Genomic DNA, 17,160 nt, shown 5'->3' on the forward strand with positions numbered 1-17,160 from the left:
ATGAAGATGAGAATAGCAGGTGTAGATGAAGCTGGAAGAGGACCACTGGTTGGTTCTGTTGTGGCGGCCGCGGTCATTTTAGATCCAGACAATCCGATTGTGGGCCTGAATGATTCCAAGAAACTGACTGAAAAGAAGCGTGAAAAACTCTTTATCGAGATTCAGGAAAAAGCGTTGGCCTGGTCAATTGCTGAGGCAACACATGCTGAAATTGATGAGTTGAATATCTTACAGGCAACGTTTCTTGCCATGCGCCGTGCGGTCGAAAGCTTGAACGTTCAGCCAGAAAAAGTCATTGTGGATGGTAATCAAATTCCAAAGGGTATTAGCATTGCATGTGAGGCTATTGTTGGGGGAGATGCCAGTCATGCTGAAATCAGTGCTGCCAGTATTTTAGCGAAAGTGACACGTGACCGACAAATGCAGGCTCTGGATTTAATCTACCCTGATTTTGGGTTTGCCAAACATAAAGGCTATCCAACCAAGGCTCACTTTGAGGCAATTGCTGCACATGGTGTTATTAACGAGCATCGGCGTAGTTATGCACCCGTGAAAAAAGCACTGGGTTTATAATAGGTATAAAATACGCATTCCAAACATAATTAAAGCGACTAATATGAGTCGCTTTAATTATTGGAGAAGAATTCTGCGTATTAACGATTAAAGTTATTATGTCGAGGAAAATCGTTATTATCTTCTTCATAGGAAACTTGATAATCTTGATCAAGATGTTGTAAATGCTCATGCATGGCACGTTCATGTTGGATACGTTGGTAAATTTCCTCACGATGCACAGAAACCTCTTTAGGAGCATTTACACCAATACGCACCTGATTGCCTTTTACGCCAAGCACAGTGACACTGACTTGATCCCCAATCATTAATGTTTCTCCGACACGACGGGTCAGAATCAGCATGTTTATCTCCTTGCTAAACGCTTAAACTTGCAACAGGGAATTGTTTGAAAGCACAGCCTTAATATACAGAAAAATCTAAACAGAAATAAGTAAAAACAATATTTTTTTTCGTAAGTTCTGTTGAGATGCTCTGAAAAACCTCATGGGTTAATATAACAGAGCCACTGTAGTAAAAACTATAGTGGCTCTTATTTTTTTACTATTTACTTGAAAGTAAATATGTTTAAGCAGCAAGGGTTTGTTGATATTTCAACCATGTATTGCGTTATAGGCTAAAACGACATAAACAAGGCATGAAACGCAGGCAATGGCGATCCCCTTGGCAAGTTTTATAACGCAGTTTAGGAATGTTTTAGCCATAACCCTACGGGACAGGGACATTTTTTGCCGCTACTGCGTTATGTCTTGCTCATTTAGAGTCACTAAATTTCGCAAAACATGCCTTGTACCGTCTAAAAAATGTCCTCTGTCGCAATGAGAGCTGAAAGCTCGCAAGGTGAAATGTCAACAGACCCTATATTAAGCACGTGCACTACTTTCGCCATGTTCAAGGTCTAAACCAAAAGCAGTATGTAAACAACGTACCGCAAGCTCTAAATAGTTTTCTTCAATAATCACTGAAATCTTGATTTCAGAAGTGGAGATCATCAGGATATTGATGCCTTCTTCAGCCAGTGCAGTAAACATTTTGCTTGCCACACCTGCATGCGAGCGCATGCCTACACCCACAATGGACACTTTTACGATATCGTCGCGTGTAGCAACTTCACGTGCGCCAATGGCTGTGGCCGTTTCTTCCAGAATCTTTTTCGCTTTCGCAAGCTCGCCACGGTTCACTGTGAAAGTAAAATCAGTTGTGCCATCTTCTTCCACATTCTGGATAATCATATCCACTTCAATGTTTGCGGCACCGATTGGCGACAAAATTTTGGATGCAACACCTGGAACGTCAGGAACACCCAAAATTGTTAATTTTGCTTCGTCACGGTTAAATGCGATACCTGAGATAATTGGTTGTTCCATGTCGTCTTCTGCCTCAGTGGTAATAAGTGTGCCTACGTTTTGTTTAAATTCTTCATCGAATGCGCCATCGTCATCATTATCAAAGCTTGATAATACGCGTAATGGAACCTGATATTTACCTGCGAATTCAACAGAGCGAATTTGTAAAACCTTTGAACCCAAAGATGCCATTTCCAGCATTTCTTCAAATGAAATACGATCCACTTTTTTAGCTTTAGGTGCAACACGAGGGTCAGTGGTATAAACACCATCCACATCGGTATAGATCTGGCATTCATCTGCCTTTAATGCCGCAGCGAGCGCAACACCAGAGGTATCAGAACCCCCACGCCCTAAAGTTGTGATATTGCCATCGGCATCAAAACCTTGAAAGCCTGCAACAACCAGAACACGGCCTGCATCAAGATCAGCAGACATAACGTCAGTATCAATGGATTCAATACGGGCTTTGGTAAATGCGCTGTCAGTCTTGATACCAACCTGACGACCTGTATAGGATTTAGCTTCCACACCAATCGAGTTCAGTGCCATTGCTAACATGGAAATCGTAACCTGTTCACCCGTTGATACCATTTGATCAAGTTCACGTGGATCAGGTGTGCTGGTAATGGCTTTTGCAAGCGCAAGCAGGCGGTTGGTTTCACCACTCATTGCAGACACAACCACGACCACCTTGTGACCGTGATCATGCCAGCGCTTGACACGACGAGCAACATTTAAAATGCGCTCAGGAGTACCCATAGAGGTGCCGCCATATTTTTGAACGATTAATGCCATAGTTGTTCCATATAAGCCATGACCCTGAGAGGCATCAGGGTCAGTTACACAAAAAGTGAAGTGTTTATTATTGTTCAAGCCAAGCAGGCAGGGCTGCAATCACTTGATCAAACTTCTCGTTGAGTGGCGCGCCACCTTGTGCCAAGTCAGGTTTACCACCACCTTTGCCACCCAGCTCCTGAGCCAGATGTTTGATGATGTCACCCGCTTTTAGATGTGCAGTATATTGTTTAGCAACGGAGGCGATTAAACTCACTTTATCGCCCTCAACGCCAGCTAAAATAATGACTGCATCATCTAATTTTGATTTTACGCTGTCATGTAGGTTGCGTAATGATTTTGCATCTAAACCTTGTACAGTGGTAATCAGGGTTTGACGACCTGCAATTTCTTTCACCTGATCAAGCAGGTCAGCCGCCTGAAAGCTCGCCAGTTTCTGGTTTAGTTGTTCAATTTGCTTCTGTAGGCTTGAAGTTGTTTCAACAATCGCTTCCACTTTCTCTACAGTTTGATCTTTCTGCGCCTTTAACAAGGCGTTGATGCTGTGAATGTCAGTATCAACCTTTTGGACCACTTCAAGTGCCTTAGTTCCAGTAACTGCTTCAATACGACGGATACCCGCAGCCACACCGCTTTCGGAAGTGATCTTGAATAGGCCAATATCACCTGTACGCTTAACGTGAATACCACCACACAGCTCGATGGAGAAGTTTTTCTCTTCAATTACAGAACCCATAGACAGTACACGAACTTCTTCGCCATACTTTTCACCAAACAGCATCATTGCGCCTTTGGCTTTTGCTGACTCAATATCAAGCAATTCAGTGCTAACGGGTGTGTTGGCAATCACTTCGGCATTCACCAAACGTTCGATCTGCTGCAATTGTTCAAATGAAACAGGTTGGTCATTGGCAAAGTCAAAACGTAGAATGTCGCTGGCAACCAGTGAACCTTTTTGCTGAACGTGTGAACCTAGAATCTGACGTAAAGCGGCATGTAAAAGATGCGTTGCAGAGTGGTTGCGAGCTGTTGCCGCACGAATGTCTGCTTTTACAGTTGCTTCAACGTGCTGTGTCGCTTTTAAGCTACCCATGGTCACGATACCCTGATGGACAAATGCACCACCAGATTTTTTGGTATCCTGAACTTCGAAAATACCTGTATCGTTCTTGAAAAGTCCTGTATCACCGATTTGACCACCGCTTTCAGCATAGAAAGGGGTTTGGTTTAATACGATCAGTGCTTCATCACCTTCGTTGATTTCATCAACCTGTACGCCATCTTTATAGATCGCAACAATTTGACCCTGGCCTTGAGTTGCGTCATAGCCATCAAACTGGGTTTCGCCCTCAACCTTGACAATGCTGTTATAGTCAACTGCAAACTTGCCTGCATCACGGGCACGTTGACGTTGTGCCGCCATTTCCACTTCAAAACCAGCTTCATCAATGGTCAGGTCACGCTCACGGGCAATATCCGCAGTCAAGTCAGTTGGGAAGCCATAGGTATCATACAGTTTAAATACTGTTTCACCTGCAATGACGTTACCTTTGAGCTGAGCGAGTTCACCCTCAAGCAATTTCAAACCTTGCTCAAGTGTTTTGGCAAACTGTTCTTCTTCACGAATTAAGGTTGCTTCAATTACATCTTTACGCGCAGCAAGTTCAGGGTAAGCTTCACCCATCACTTCAATCAGCGGTTGTAACATCTTGTAGAAGAATGTGCCTGTTGCACCTAACTTGTTACCGTGACGGACTGCACGACGAATAATACGGCGCAATACATAACCACGACCTTCATTGGATGGATTGACACCATCAGCAATCAGGAAGCAGCAAGAACGGGCATGGTCGGCAACTACACGTAAAGATGGCTGGCCTTGATCTTCAATACCAATGATGTCAGCCGCAGCTTTTAACAGGTGTTGGAACAGGTCAATTTCGTAGTTTGAATTGACGTGTTGCAATACCGCAGAAATACGTTCCAAGCCCATACCTGTATCAACAGAAGGTGCTGGAAGAGGGTGCATCACACCATCCGCAGTACGGTTGAACTGCATGAAAACGTTGTTCCAGATTTCAATGAAACGGTCGCCATCTTCTTCAGGTGTCCCTGGTAAGCCACCCCAGATGTGGTCGCCGTGATCATAGAAAATTTCAGAACAAGGACCGCATGGACCTGTATCGCCCATCGCCCAGAAGTTGTCGGAAGCGTATTGACCGCCTTTATTGTCACCAATACGGATAATGCGTTCAGCATCGATACCAATTTCTTTGTTCCAGATATCAAATGCTTCATCATCGGTATGGTAAACCGTGACATACAGACGCTCTTTAGGCAGCGCCAGCCATTGTTTGCTAGTGAGGAAATCCCATGCAAACTTGAGCGCATCACGCTTGAAATAATCACCAAAAGAGAAGTTGCCCAACATTTCAAAGAATGTGTGGTGACGTGCGGTATAACCGACATTATCTAGGTCATTGTGCTTACCGCCAGCACGCACACATTTCTGTGATGAAACGGCACGCACGTAATCGCGCTTTTCTAAACCCAGGAAACAATCTTTAAACTGGTTCATACCAGCATTGGTAAACAGTAAGGTTGGATCGTTGGCAGGGACAAGAGAACTCGAAGCGACACGTGTATGCCCTTGCGATTCAAAGTAACGCAAAAATGCTTCACGGATTTCAGCGGATGTCATAAAACGAGTACTCACAACCAAGCGTCCATAATTTTGAAAGTGCTAAATTATAGCGGAAAATGTGTGCCCGACCAACGATTTTACAAGCAATCTTAGATAAAACTGTGTTTAGGCTAAAAATCTATATTCAATGCTGGCTTGCATGTTTTACCATATAGCATAGAAAAGATGATGTTTTGATGAATTAAGGGCGCCACATGCAACGTATCGCGATTAATGGATTTGGCCGAATTGGCCGCAATGTGCTACGGGCATGGTTTGAAAATCCCAAACAATTCCAGTTTGAAATTGTCGCAATTAACGATATTGCTGATGTTCAGACACTGGCACATTTATTTAAGTATGACACCACACATGGGCGTTTTGCAGGTCAGGTTGAAATCCAGATAGAAGATGAACAGATTTTCTTGAATATTCAGTCCAATCAGCGTCATTTACATTTACAGGTACTGAAACAGGCCCAGCCAGAACAACTTCCCTGGAAAGATCTGAATATTGATGTGGTACTGGAATGTACAGGATTGTTTCGTTCCAGAGCCGATGCAACCCGTCATATACAGGCAGGGGCAAAGCGGGTGATTATTGGGGCAGCGCCTTTTGACTCTGTTGATGCCGCAATTGTGTATGGTGTTAATCATGCCGAAGTCAAAGCTACAGACCAGATTATTTCCAGTGTGTCCTGTACCACACAGGCTTTGGTGCCATTGGTGAAAATTATTGATGATGCCTTTGGTATTGAAACAGCATTGATGACTGAAATCCATGCGGTCACTGCGGATCAATCTGTGCTTGATCATGCCCATCGTGATTTGCGTCGTGCGCGTGCGTCGGGACAAAATATTATTCCAACCACATCCAGTGCATTAGGTGCATTAAAACAGGTGATGCCGAAAATGGAAAACCGTATTGATGGTTATTCCATTCGTGTTCCTACAATTAATGTTGCAGCGATTGACCTGACTTTTATTTCCCAGTCACCTATTACCGTACATAAAGTCAATGAAGTCCTGACTAAGGCTGCACAATTGGATTATGCCCAGATTATGCAGGTCACAGATGAAGACCTTGTTTCAAGCGACTTTAACCACTCGCCATATTCCTTAATTGTAGATTTAACCCAGACCATGGTGGTTGGACATCAGGCCAAGGTCTTTGCGTGGTATGATAATGAATGGGGTTATGCGAATCGCTTACTTGATTTATGTGAATCATTTGATTCAAAAAATATTAAATAAATAACAACGGATTTGGAGAGCGGAATGATATTGATGTTGATTTGGGGTTTTATTGGTCTGTTATTGATTGCAGTTACTTTCTTGTTTTGGTTTCAGTTTAAAAATAAACAGCAACCTGCTACTGATCCGCAAGTATTGTATCTGGAAGAAAAAGTCCTGCATCTGGAATCCCACCTTAAAAAGAGTCTGGAGATTATGCAGGATTTGGCAAAGAAAATGCACGTCCAGCAAGAAGTGTTGGATCGGACCGTTGCAAACATTGCCGCGTTGGAAAAGCAAAATGTTGAGTTGGTCAATGTTTTGGAAGTGGTTGTTAAAAATGGGAAAAATATGCCCTAAATTTGTCCCCCTTAAATAGGGGATTGACAAATTAATATGTATAACTATTTGTTTTTATTAAATATTTTGATACAAATTTAAAAAAAATAAGCAATATATTCCAATACATAAAATCTATAAAAAACAATTATTAATTTTTGTTGGATGGTTAAATATTTTTTAACTATCCGTTTTGATTACAATCCCACTTGATGTGTATTTAGAACGCTCATTATGATGAATTTGTGCTTCATAAAGCATTGATCGAAAAACACATAGGGATGTCTGATAATGAATAAAACAACTTTAAAACGTACTGCAATATGCTCAGCTTTATTGAGTGCTGTTGTCATGGTTGCGGGGTGTAATGATGATGACAACTCATCCAGTAATAATTCTGGACAGCAACAAACGACAACCGAAAAGCTTACAGGTACTGCTGCAACTGGAGCTGCTCTGGCTGGTGCGAATATTGAAGTGGTCAATAAAAATGGCACAACTAAATCAGTTGTTGCAGGGACAGATGGTAAATTCAGCATTGATGTTGAAAAGGGAGCACCTTATTTATTAAAGGCAACTAAAGGTACAGGTGAATCCCAGATTACCTTATATTCCTATGCTTCGGCTGCTGGTAATGTCAATGTAACTCAATTAACCACACAGGCAATTTTGGCTGCCAACAAAGCGGATGAAACACGTGATTACAACTCATTGGCAGAAATTTATACCAATTGGGCAAAACTGGCTAAAGACAGTACTACTAATGAAATGAATGCTGCGATTAATCAGGCAGCTAAAGAAGTTGTTGCAAACTTAAAAACTGTATTTGATGCAAATGTAGATACAACAAAAGGCTATCCAGACATCTTTAAAACAGCGTTTACTGCAAACTCTATGGGTTTAGATAAAGTTTTGGATCAAGTGAAGATCAATGGCTTAAATACTAAATGTACAGGGATTGGTAGCACTTATAACTGTAATGTCCAGTATGTTGTAAATGGTCAGCCTTTTGCATGGAATTATAGTGTTGATACAACAGGTCTAAAACTTGTTGTTGATTTAAATAGTAATAATAATCCAAACATTCCATCAGGAAACTATAATTTGAAAACAACAACCACTGTTATGGGAGTGGCGACAGTCGTTAATATTCAAAATATTCCAAAACCAGACAATAATGATCAATTCTGTGCTTCTGATGATGTAATGAAAGCATTAAAAGAACAGGGGCAATTTACCATCAACTCTTGCAGTTTTAATGGGACAGTAGGCAATATTAATGCAACGATTGCTTCTCCAGTTGGTAGTATTTCATATAGCATTAAGTACGAGTATAGCCCAGCATAATCAAATTTAAAAAACTTGGAATTGATTTTAGGCAATCATTTGGGTTGCCTATTTTTATGCGGGATTTACTAAAATTCTCAGGTGCATCATAGAAATCTTCATGTTACACTATGCTGAATCGGGCATTCACCCGATTTTTTTATGTGGTTGCTTTTATGTGGATGCCTCCACATTAAACAGATTTTAGGTTTGAAACATGACCATTTCAGAGACATGGTTGCTCCCTGACGGGGTAGCAGATGTATTACCCGAACAAGCGCAAATGGTTGAAACCCTGCGTCGGGAAGCTTTAGATTTCCTCGCTGTTCGAGGGTATCAACTGGTATATACTCCATTTATTGAATACATCGAATCGTTGTCTTCACTTTCAGAATCCAATCAAGATTTAGACTTGGTCACATTCAAGGTGATTGACCAGCTTTCAGGCCGCTTGCTTGGTGTACGCGCGGATATGACTCCACAGGTCGCCCGTATCGATGCGCATGTTCGCCCAATTGAAGGCGTTGCCCGTTACTGCTATGCAGGTACAGTGCTGCATACCAAACCACAGAATTTTAATGCAACACGCGCACCTTTGCAGTTGGGTGCTGAGCTTTATGGCCATGACAGCATCGAAGCCGATGTGGAAATGATTGATGTCATGCTGGGGCTGTTGGAGAAAACTGGCAGTTTGCAAGGTGTTCATCTGGATTTAGGTCATGTCGGTTTATTCCGTAGTTTGGTGAAACGTGCTGGTTTAAATAAAAACACTGAAAGCCAGCTTTCTGATTTATATCAACGTAAGGCATTGCCAGAGCTGGAAGCATTTACCAAAGACCTGACAATGGGTGCGGATTTCTATGCACTTGGTCGTTATGCAAGTGACCTTGATGCATTACAGGCCCACTTGAGTCAGGACATTTTAAATGATACTGATTTTAAAAATGCGTTTGATGCACTGAAAACAACTTTTGCAGAAATACGATCTCGTTGGTCTAACCTGAATATTGGTATAGATGTCATTGAACTGCGTAGTTATCACTATCATACGGGTCTGATGTATGCCATTTATGCGCCAAATCGCGCTGCGCCGCTTGCACAGGGTGGACGTTATGATGGTATTGGTGAACACTTTGGCCGTGCGCGTCCAGCCACAGGCTTTAGTTGTGACTTATATGCGCTGGGTGCTACACAGTTCGCTGAAATTGAGACTGTAGTCGCTCCCAAAGGTAATCAACAAGACCTATTAAATGCAATTGCTGATGCTCGCGCGAATGGTTCGCGTGTGGTGCAGTTGTTGGGTAATGATGAGTTAAGTTCAGTGCCTTATGCGACCCATCAAATGGTGTTGCAAAATGGGCAATGGATCATTGAAAAAATTTAATTGCCGAGTTGAAAAAACAACTTGGTTTCCAATTCTAACAGCATGATGTAATGAGGCTATTATGGGCAAAAATGTTGTGGTACTTGGTACCCAATGGGGCGATGAAGGTAAAGGCAAGATCGTCGACCTGCTCACAGATCAAGCGGCTGCGGTCGTACGTTATCAAGGCGGACACAATGCGGGACATACGCTTGTGGTCGGTGGTAAGAAGACTGTATTACACCTCATTCCATCAGGTATTTTACGTGACAACGTATTGTGCTTAATTGGCAATGGTGTTGTTCTTTCTCCTGAAGCACTGATCAAGGAAATGGCGATTCTGGAAGAGGAAGGTGTACCTGTAAAAGAGCGCCTGCGTATTTCTCCAAACTGTCCGTTGATTCTGCCAAACCATATTGCGCTTGATCAGGCCCGTGAGAAAAAACGTGGTAATGCCAAGATTGGTACAACAGGTCGTGGCATTGGCCCAGCATACGAAGATAAAGTTGCCCGTCGTGCGGTACGCGTTGCAGACTTGGTTCGTGGTGGCGCTAATTTGGAAGAAAAACTCAAGGAAATGCTTGAGCTGCATAACTTCCAACTTTCTCAATTCTATGGCGTTGAAGAAGTTAAGTTTGAAGATGTGTTGGCACTTTGCAACGAATGGCGTGAAGTTCTTGCCCCGTTGGTGATTGATGTGACCAAAGTGTTGCATGATTACCGTAAAGAGGGTAAGGCAATTATGTTTGAAGGCGCACAAGGTTCATTGCTCGACATCGATCATGGTACCTATCCATATGTAACCAGTTCGAATACAACTGCGGGTGGCGTAAGCTCTGGTTCAGGTATGGGTCCTTTACATTTAGACTATGTATTGGGTATTACGAAAGCCTACACAACACGTGTAGGTGCTGGCCCATTCCCAACTGAATTGCATTATGATGCTGCGACAGATACAGGTGATGCGATTGGTCGTCATTTGGGTACAGTAGGTCATGAATTTGGTGCGTCTACTGGTCGTCAACGTCGTTGCGGTTGGTTCGATGCGGAAATTCTACGCCGTTCAGTTGAAGTGAATTCGTTGTCTGGTATCTGCCTAACCAAGCTTGATGTTCTGGATGGTTTGGAAGAGATCAAGATCTGTGTAGGTTATGAAGATGTGGATTCAGGATGTGCAGGTTCTTCTGATGCAGTTTCATTTGAAAGCTTAAAGCCGATTTATGAAACTATGCCTGGCTGGAGTGAATCGACTGTTGGCCTGACTCAGGTTGACCAGCTTCCTGCAAATGCCTTGGCTTATGTGAAACGTCTTGAGCAGCTCATTGAGTGTCCAATTGACATTATCTCAACGGGCCCAGACCGTGCAGAAACCATTATTTTACGTCATCCATTTTCAGCTTAAACTGAATAGATAACGTCAAAAGCCTCTTTTTAAAAGGGGCTTTTTTATTTTTATGGATTTATATAGCAAAAAGCTCTAGCAAAAAATCAGCTTTTTATTCCAGTCATTGTTATTTCACAGCATGGAAAATCCCCGTTATATTAACTCTACGTTCAAACAAAGAGGGTTTTAACCATGACGAAAAAAACGATTCGCTATAATGGATATGAACTGGCATGCCAATGTTAGATTGTATCAAGGCGATTAAAAGGGTACAAACCAGTTCTGATCAGGCGGGGAAAGGAATTGGTTTGAACATTTTAATACAATAAGAATAATCCTAAATGTTAAATAAAAAACGAATAAGAAATCTAGGGGAATCTATTGATTCCCTTATTTTTTCTAAAAATAAAAACTCCTGTGCTTTGGAGTGGATAGCACAGCAGTTGTGATCAGTATAAATAATCGTATTGTGAGCTAAATAAAATGGTCTTAGAATTTTAAATTGACAAGATATAAAAATGAAACGGGATCAGCAATGGCAGGTGGTTGGGCGCGTGACGGTGCAGAGCAGGAGCAGATTGATGCAACAATTCATGATGCGATTGCAAAAGCAAGACAAGGTCTTTCTCATAATGAAGATGGAGAAGCCGCATTATATTGTGAAGAATGTGGCGAGCCCATTCCTCAAGCCCGCCGTGAAGTGATGAAAGGCGTGAAATATTGTATTCGTTGCCAGCAACAACTTGAGGAAAAGAGTAAGGCACTGGAACTATTTAATCGGCGGGGAAGTAAGGATAGCCAATTACGTTAAATCTTTTGCCTTGTTAATCTTCTATCTCTTTCACAGCATTATATACAACGCTTGGTTCAATATTGAGCAGCTTTTTACCAAAGCTGCGTAACCACCACACCAGTTGAGACGTAAAGGGAACAGTTGCGCTCACTTCAACAATATTTTCCTCTAGTGCCGTAATGGTCTGGTCTTTACTGAGCTGACTTTCATAAAAGCTTTTGGCTGTATTTTCCGTCATGGTCAGCTTTAATTGAATTTGTTCAGTTGGTTTGCTGTAATCCACACGGAAACCCAGTGCGCCTGAGTCAATGTAATGATCAATATCAAAATTGACAGGATGCAGTGCCCGACTATCCAGAACCGTGGCTGCCTTAAAACGGTGCAGGGCAAAAGTTTGCACTTCAGTTTTATCATTTCTGGTACAGATTAAATAAATCACTGCACCTTTTTGTACCAGTGCCAGAGGATTGAGGATATAGGTTTTATCTTCTCCCTGATGGGTTCTGGCACGATAGATACACTCAATTTGCTTGTCCTGTAACAGTCCCTCATAAATTGCCTGTTGTGCATGTTTATCCACAATTGGTGGAATGAGCGGCTGTGTCGCTGGAACAATACGCACACGGTTGATCCATTGTCTGACATTGTTTTGTGTGGAAAGACTACGTTTTGCCAAGTCGAACCACGGCATCATTTCTTCAAGCAAGCTGGGTGGAAGCAAATGGCGTAAATGTTCTTCCACCATCATAAAGGTGACCGCCTGTGAGCTCGTCATGTGCGGCAAACTCTGGATGGGCGCGTCTGAACGCCAGCGCCAGCCTTGCGGAACCGTTTTATTGCTTTCAATGGGAAAGCGTTGTGCAATCTGGTTTAAATCACGCTGAATGGTACGCAGACTAATCTCAATACCCTCACGCTCCAGAATTTCCTGCAATTCACGTGTACCCATCCATTTACCCGTAGAAAGGCGGGACAAGATTTGCCATTGACGATAAAGGCTATTTGACGTTTCTTTTTCTTGTATGGATGACATAGGCGTAATATGCAATTCAATGAGCTAGAGCTGACACAATAAAAAAACTCCCGTTATTTAGCAAGTACATCACATTTAGATTACGTATTTACGACTGAAACCAATGCAGATTTGCTTAAAACTTTTAAAACTGCTTCAAAAATGATCATTTTATATAAGTGGCATTGAAATTGCTTATTCATAGGGTCTGGTGACATTTCATGGGTGCTTGCGACAGAGGACATTTTTTAGCTGATACAAGGCATGTTTTGCGAAATTTAGCCATTCTAAATGAGCAAGACATAACGCAGTAGCAGCAAAAAATGTCCCTGTCCCAAAGGGTTATGGCTAAAACTGCCCCAAACTTCGTTATGAAACTTGACAAGGGAGTCGCCATTGCCTGCGTTTCATGCCTTGTTTGCGTTATTTTAGCCGATAACGCAATGCATCGCTGAAACGTCAACAGACCCTAATAGATAAATGATGAGATGAGGTTTCTATGTCAGAACAAGAACACAATCTAAATATCAGTACAGATTATTATTCTCCAGATCAAACGGCAGCGGTTTCGGTACATTCGTCCACATTTATTCCAGATATTCCAGAGCTGAGCAGTATTACCACCAATCTGTTTGAACAACTCAAATCACAGTTTTTTAATGAAATGCTGGATGATAAAAGCTTTAACGGAGAGGCATCAAAAAAGATTGAACAATGGTTAAGTATCCGTAGCCTTGATGAGTTAAAAGTTCTGGGTGCTCAGGCAAAGCAGCATTTTTTGTATCAGGGCATCACCTTTAATGTGTATGGGGATCAGGAAGGAACAGAGCGGACCATTCCTTATGACTTAATCCCGCGTGTCATTGAGAAAAAACAATGGGAGAAAATATCATCAGGCTGTGCACAACGTGTTAAGGCGCTGAATCTATTTCTGGATGACATTTACCATGAACAAAACATTCTTAAGGATGGGTTGATTCCCGCACATCAGGTGATGGCACATGAAGCCTTTCAGCCGCATATGCTCAGGCATCATCTTAAAGGCAAGGTTTATTCACAAATCAGTGGCATCGACATTATTCGGGATGGGCGGGGTGATTTCTTTGTGCTTGAGGACAATTTAAGAACGCCATCAGGGGTATCTTATATGCTGGAAAGCCGAAAAATCAGCCAAAAACTGATGCCTGATTTGTGCAGCAGCAATAATTTACAGGGGATTGAACAATACCCAACTTTATTAAGGGCAATTCTGGAAGAGAATGCCTATGTTGACCAGCCCTTTATTGTGGTGCTGACCCCAGGCCGTTTTAACAGTGCCTACTATGAACACGCCTTTTTGGCGCGTGAAATGGATGTGCCGCTGGTGACAAGCCGTGATCTTTTTGTTGAGAATGACCAGGTCTTTGCAAAAACCATTCGCGGCCGCCAGCAGGTGGATGTGATCTATCGCCGTGTGGATGATGACTTTCTAGACCCACTGGTATTCCGTGCTGACAGTACGCTTGGTGTGGCGGGTTTGATGTCAGCCTATCTACAGAACAATGTGGTGATTGCCAATGCACCAGGAACAGGGGTTGCCGATGACAAGTCGATCTACCCTTATGTTGACCAAATGATTCAGTATTATCTGGGTGAAAACCCTATCTTGAGCAATGTGCCAACCTATCAATGCCGAGACAGTGAACAACTGGATTATGTGCTCAACAATCTGGAAAAACTGGTGGTTAAGGAGGCGCAGGGTTCTGGTGGATATGGCATGTTGATTGGCCCTCAGGCAGATCAACAGCAAATTGAGCAATTCAGGCAGAAAATCATGCAGACCCCACATTTATATATTGCACAGCCAACCTTGGCACTGTCAGTTGCACCGACATTGACCATAGAGGGCGTTGCTGAGCGACATATTGATTTACGCCCATTTGTATTGAGTTCACCTTACCGTACTGAAATTGTGCCAGGGGGATTAACACGTGTGGCCATGCAGGCAGGTTCGCTGGTGGTCAACTCTTCTCAGGGTGGTGGCATTAAGGATACCTGGGTGGTGGAATCGCTGCACTCCTAACATCTTTCCTAAGCAGCGATAACACTGCACATATCCTTTGTGTGTAGTGGGGTATTTCACAGGAATTTATGATTAATAAGGGAGGATATTTATGCTTTTACTTAGCTCAAGTGCTCAACATATATATTGGTTAGGTCGTTATTTATTTCGTATTGAGTATATGGTGAGTCATTTACCCTTTACAGATGACCAACAGGCGGCAGGATTTGCACAGGCATTGTGTCTGCATATTGATGATGCCGAAAGTTTGAACCAATTTATGCTGGATCGGCAGCAGCCATATTCCTTGATGAGCCAGCTTGAGATTGCTCGGGATAATATTCAGGAACTGAGGGGACTATTGAGTTCTGAAACTTATGCCGAACTGAACCATCTAATAAAAAATGTTATACCTGATGTGGCAACTATCCAGAACATCGTAAAGGAAAGTTGTTCAACCCTGAAAACAGAGCAAGAGGATATTTCCTTATTTTTCCATATTGGACAGGGTATGGAGCAAATCGATACCTATTTTCGGTTTCAGCATAATATTCATGATGTGCTGGATACGATTGATCCAGTGATTGAACGGTTATTTCATTTAGGTTGGGAGGACTTGCAACCAAGTTGGAAAATATTGAAAACTCAACCTGACTTGAACCAGTTTTATGCATTTACCTATAAACTGGAAAATCAATTTGAGGCGTTCGCATGAAACTGATGGTGAATCACCAAACGCATTATCATTATACGCAGGCTGCACGAAATAGTGTGCAGTCGATTAAAATGATACCGCAAAGTTCACGGCACCAGTTGGTTGAGTCCTGGCATATTAGCGTTCCAGGACAACATGCCAGCAAACGTGATGCCTTTAATAACCTATGGATCACGGCAACCCAGCGACATGATTACCATTACCTCACCATTATGGCGCAGGGTGTTGTTGATTTGTATGATACTGAGCTAGGTTATGTGGACACTGGTGTTTCACCAATATTGTTTTTACAGGGCACAAAAATGACCTGTTGTGATTTGATGATGCGGGATTTTGCCCAGACGATTGTAAAAGTGAAAGACCGCCACCACCTTATTTTATTAGCAGAGCAGATTTTACAGCACATCCCTTACCAGCCTGAAAGTACATCTGTAACGACTTCTGCAATAGATTCATTTTATGCTGGGCAGGGGGTGTGTCAGGACCATGCGCATGTGTTCATCGCCATGTGTCGTGCGTTACAATTACCAGCCCGTTATGTGTCTGGTTATTTATATGACCAAAACCAGCCACACCTTGCCAGTCATGCATGGGCAGAAGTTTTTGTGGAAAATGAATGGTATTGTTTTGATATCAGTAACCAGATATTTACGCCCAAAAGTCATATCTATGTCGCAATCGGTCGTGATTATCTGGATGTTGCACCCGTACGGGGGGTGCGTGAACAGGGTGGTGTTGAAAGTATGACATCCAGTGTTCAGGTTTTGGCTTGTTGAGTGTGAAGAGAGAAAGATGACCTATTGTTGTGCATTAAGATTGGAGCAGGGTTTGGTATTGATTAGTGATACACGAACCAATGCTGGGGTCGATCATATTTCTGTATTCCGTAAACTGCATACATTTGGTGTTGAAAACGAGCGTTTTATCGCCTTGCAGACTGCGGGCAATTTAGCCACCACACAGGCGGTGATTGGACATTTGCAAAATGCGTTGGCTCTGCATCAAGAACCGAATTTGTATAGTGCGAATACCATGTTTGAAGTTGCTGAACTGGTGGGTAAAACCTTGCGTAAGGTATTGGAAGACATCACGACGGATACGCAGGAACAGATGAACTACTCGTGTAGTATTCTGGTGTGTGGGCAGATTCAGGGTGAGGAAATGCAGCTTTATAATGTCTATCCACAAGGCAATTTTATCTGTGCGACAACAGATACCCCATATTTCCAGATTGGTGAAAGTAAATATGGCAAGCCAATTTTAGACCGTGCTCTGCATTACACCATGCCGCTTGATGATGCCTTGCGTTGCACGCTCATTTCCTTTGATTCCACCTTACGTTCAAATGTTTCAGTTGGGTTGCCTCTGGATGTGGTGGTCTACCATAAAGACAGTTTTGTGATTCCAGGGGGCAAGCGTATCAGTGAGGAAGATCCTTACTTTACCCAAATTAGTAAACAGTGGTCTGATACCTTGCGCCGTGGTTTGCAGGAATTACCAAAACCAACAGAAGATTATTGGGTCTAGTCAGCAAAGACAGGCATAATGAATTGAT

General features: G+C 42.5%; 15 protein-coding genes. 11 read left to right on the forward strand and 4 right to left on the reverse strand.

Annotated elements, in window-relative coordinates; translation table 11 throughout:
* Positions 1-6 precede the first annotated feature (6 nt).
* Positions 7-573 carry a ribonuclease HII gene (rnhB, locus tag QLH32_RS17235; protein WP_333660929.1) on the forward strand — a complete coding sequence of 189 codons (567 nt, stop codon included), beginning with the start codon at positions 7-9 and terminating at the stop codon, positions 571-573.
* Positions 574-653: 80 nt separating this feature from the next.
* Here the strand turns inward: rnhB and csrA are convergent, their stop codons facing one another.
* The 3 genes from csrA to alaS all read right to left on the reverse strand — a co-directional run bounded on the left by csrA (position 654) and on the right by alaS (position 5,433).
* Positions 654-917 carry a carbon storage regulator CsrA gene (gene csrA / locus QLH32_RS17240; protein ID WP_004799412.1) on the reverse strand — a complete coding sequence of 88 codons (264 nt, stop codon included), beginning with the start codon at positions 915-917 and terminating at the stop codon, positions 654-656.
* Positions 918-1,436: 519 nt separating this feature from the next.
* Positions 1,437-2,717 carry an aspartate kinase gene (locus QLH32_RS17245; protein ID WP_283267254.1) on the reverse strand — a complete coding sequence of 427 codons (1,281 nt, stop codon included), beginning with the start codon at positions 2,715-2,717 and terminating at the stop codon, positions 1,437-1,439.
* A 67-nt stretch (positions 2,718-2,784) separates the two neighbouring features.
* Positions 2,785-5,433, reverse strand: a complete 2,649-nt coding sequence (gene alaS, locus QLH32_RS17250) for an alanine--tRNA ligase (RefSeq protein ID WP_283267255.1) — start codon at positions 5,431-5,433, stop codon at positions 2,785-2,787.
* A gap of 182 nt (positions 5,434-5,615) precedes the next feature.
* Here alaS and gap point away from each other — a divergent pair, with 182 nt between their 5' ends.
* From gap to QLH32_RS17280, 6 genes are all read left to right on the forward strand, one after another.
* Positions 5,616-6,653: a type I glyceraldehyde-3-phosphate dehydrogenase gene (gap, locus tag QLH32_RS17255; protein ID WP_283267256.1), complete on the forward strand. Its 1,038-nt coding sequence runs from the start codon at positions 5,616-5,618 to the stop codon at positions 6,651-6,653.
* A gap of 24 nt (positions 6,654-6,677) precedes the next feature.
* Positions 6,678-6,992 carry a hypothetical protein gene (locus tag QLH32_RS17260; RefSeq protein WP_283267258.1) on the forward strand — a complete coding sequence of 105 codons (315 nt, stop codon included), beginning with the start codon at positions 6,678-6,680 and terminating at the stop codon, positions 6,990-6,992.
* 270 nt (positions 6,993-7,262) lie between these two features.
* Positions 7,263-8,318: a carboxypeptidase regulatory-like domain-containing protein gene (locus tag QLH32_RS17265; RefSeq protein WP_283267259.1), complete on the forward strand. Its 1,056-nt coding sequence runs from the start codon at positions 7,263-7,265 to the stop codon at positions 8,316-8,318.
* A 196-nt stretch (positions 8,319-8,514) separates the two neighbouring features.
* Positions 8,515-9,681: an ATP phosphoribosyltransferase regulatory subunit gene (locus QLH32_RS17270; RefSeq protein ID WP_283267260.1), complete on the forward strand. Its 1,167-nt coding sequence runs from the start codon at positions 8,515-8,517 to the stop codon at positions 9,679-9,681.
* A 61-nt stretch (positions 9,682-9,742) separates the two neighbouring features.
* A complete protein-coding gene (locus QLH32_RS17275) occupies positions 9,743-11,062 on the forward strand; it encodes an adenylosuccinate synthase (protein ID WP_283267262.1) in 1,320 nt (439 codons plus the stop codon).
* Positions 11,063-11,579: 517 nt separating this feature from the next.
* On the forward strand, positions 11,580-11,855 hold the full coding sequence (locus QLH32_RS17280) for a DksA/TraR family C4-type zinc finger protein (protein WP_279960341.1): 276 nt from the start codon (positions 11,580-11,582) through the stop codon (positions 11,853-11,855).
* Positions 11,856-11,868: 13 nt separating this feature from the next.
* Here the strand turns inward: QLH32_RS17280 and QLH32_RS17285 are convergent, their stop codons facing one another.
* Entirely contained in the window at positions 11,869-12,870 is a 1,002-nt protein-coding gene (locus QLH32_RS17285; RefSeq protein ID WP_267979029.1) for a helix-turn-helix transcriptional regulator, read from the reverse strand.
* Between the two features lie 478 nt (positions 12,871-13,348).
* Here QLH32_RS17285 and QLH32_RS17290 point away from each other — a divergent pair, with 478 nt between their 5' ends.
* The 4 genes from QLH32_RS17290 to QLH32_RS17305 all read left to right on the forward strand — a co-directional run bounded on the left by QLH32_RS17290 (position 13,349) and on the right by QLH32_RS17305 (position 17,132).
* On the forward strand, positions 13,349-14,911 hold the full coding sequence (locus QLH32_RS17290; protein WP_283267263.1) for a circularly permuted type 2 ATP-grasp protein: 1,563 nt from the start codon (positions 13,349-13,351) through the stop codon (positions 14,909-14,911).
* Between the two features lie 91 nt (positions 14,912-15,002).
* Complete coding sequence (locus tag QLH32_RS17295) at positions 15,003-15,605, forward strand: alpha-E domain-containing protein (RefSeq protein ID WP_283267264.1); 603 nt, start codon at positions 15,003-15,005, stop codon at positions 15,603-15,605.
* Positions 15,602-16,381, forward strand: coding sequence for a transglutaminase family protein (locus QLH32_RS17300; RefSeq protein WP_267979032.1), 780 nt, complete (start codon positions 15,602-15,604; stop codon positions 16,379-16,381). Before QLH32_RS17295 ends, QLH32_RS17300 begins: the two co-directional genes overlap by 4 nt.
* Before the next feature lie 16 nt (positions 16,382-16,397).
* A complete protein-coding gene (locus tag QLH32_RS17305; RefSeq protein ID WP_267979033.1) occupies positions 16,398-17,132 on the forward strand; it encodes a proteasome-type protease in 735 nt (244 codons plus the stop codon).
* Positions 17,133-17,160: the final 28 nt, after the last annotated feature.

The organism is Acinetobacter corruptisaponis (assembly GCF_030053775.1).
GTDB classification, from domain to species: domain Bacteria; phylum Pseudomonadota; class Gammaproteobacteria; order Pseudomonadales; family Moraxellaceae; genus Acinetobacter; species Acinetobacter corruptisaponis.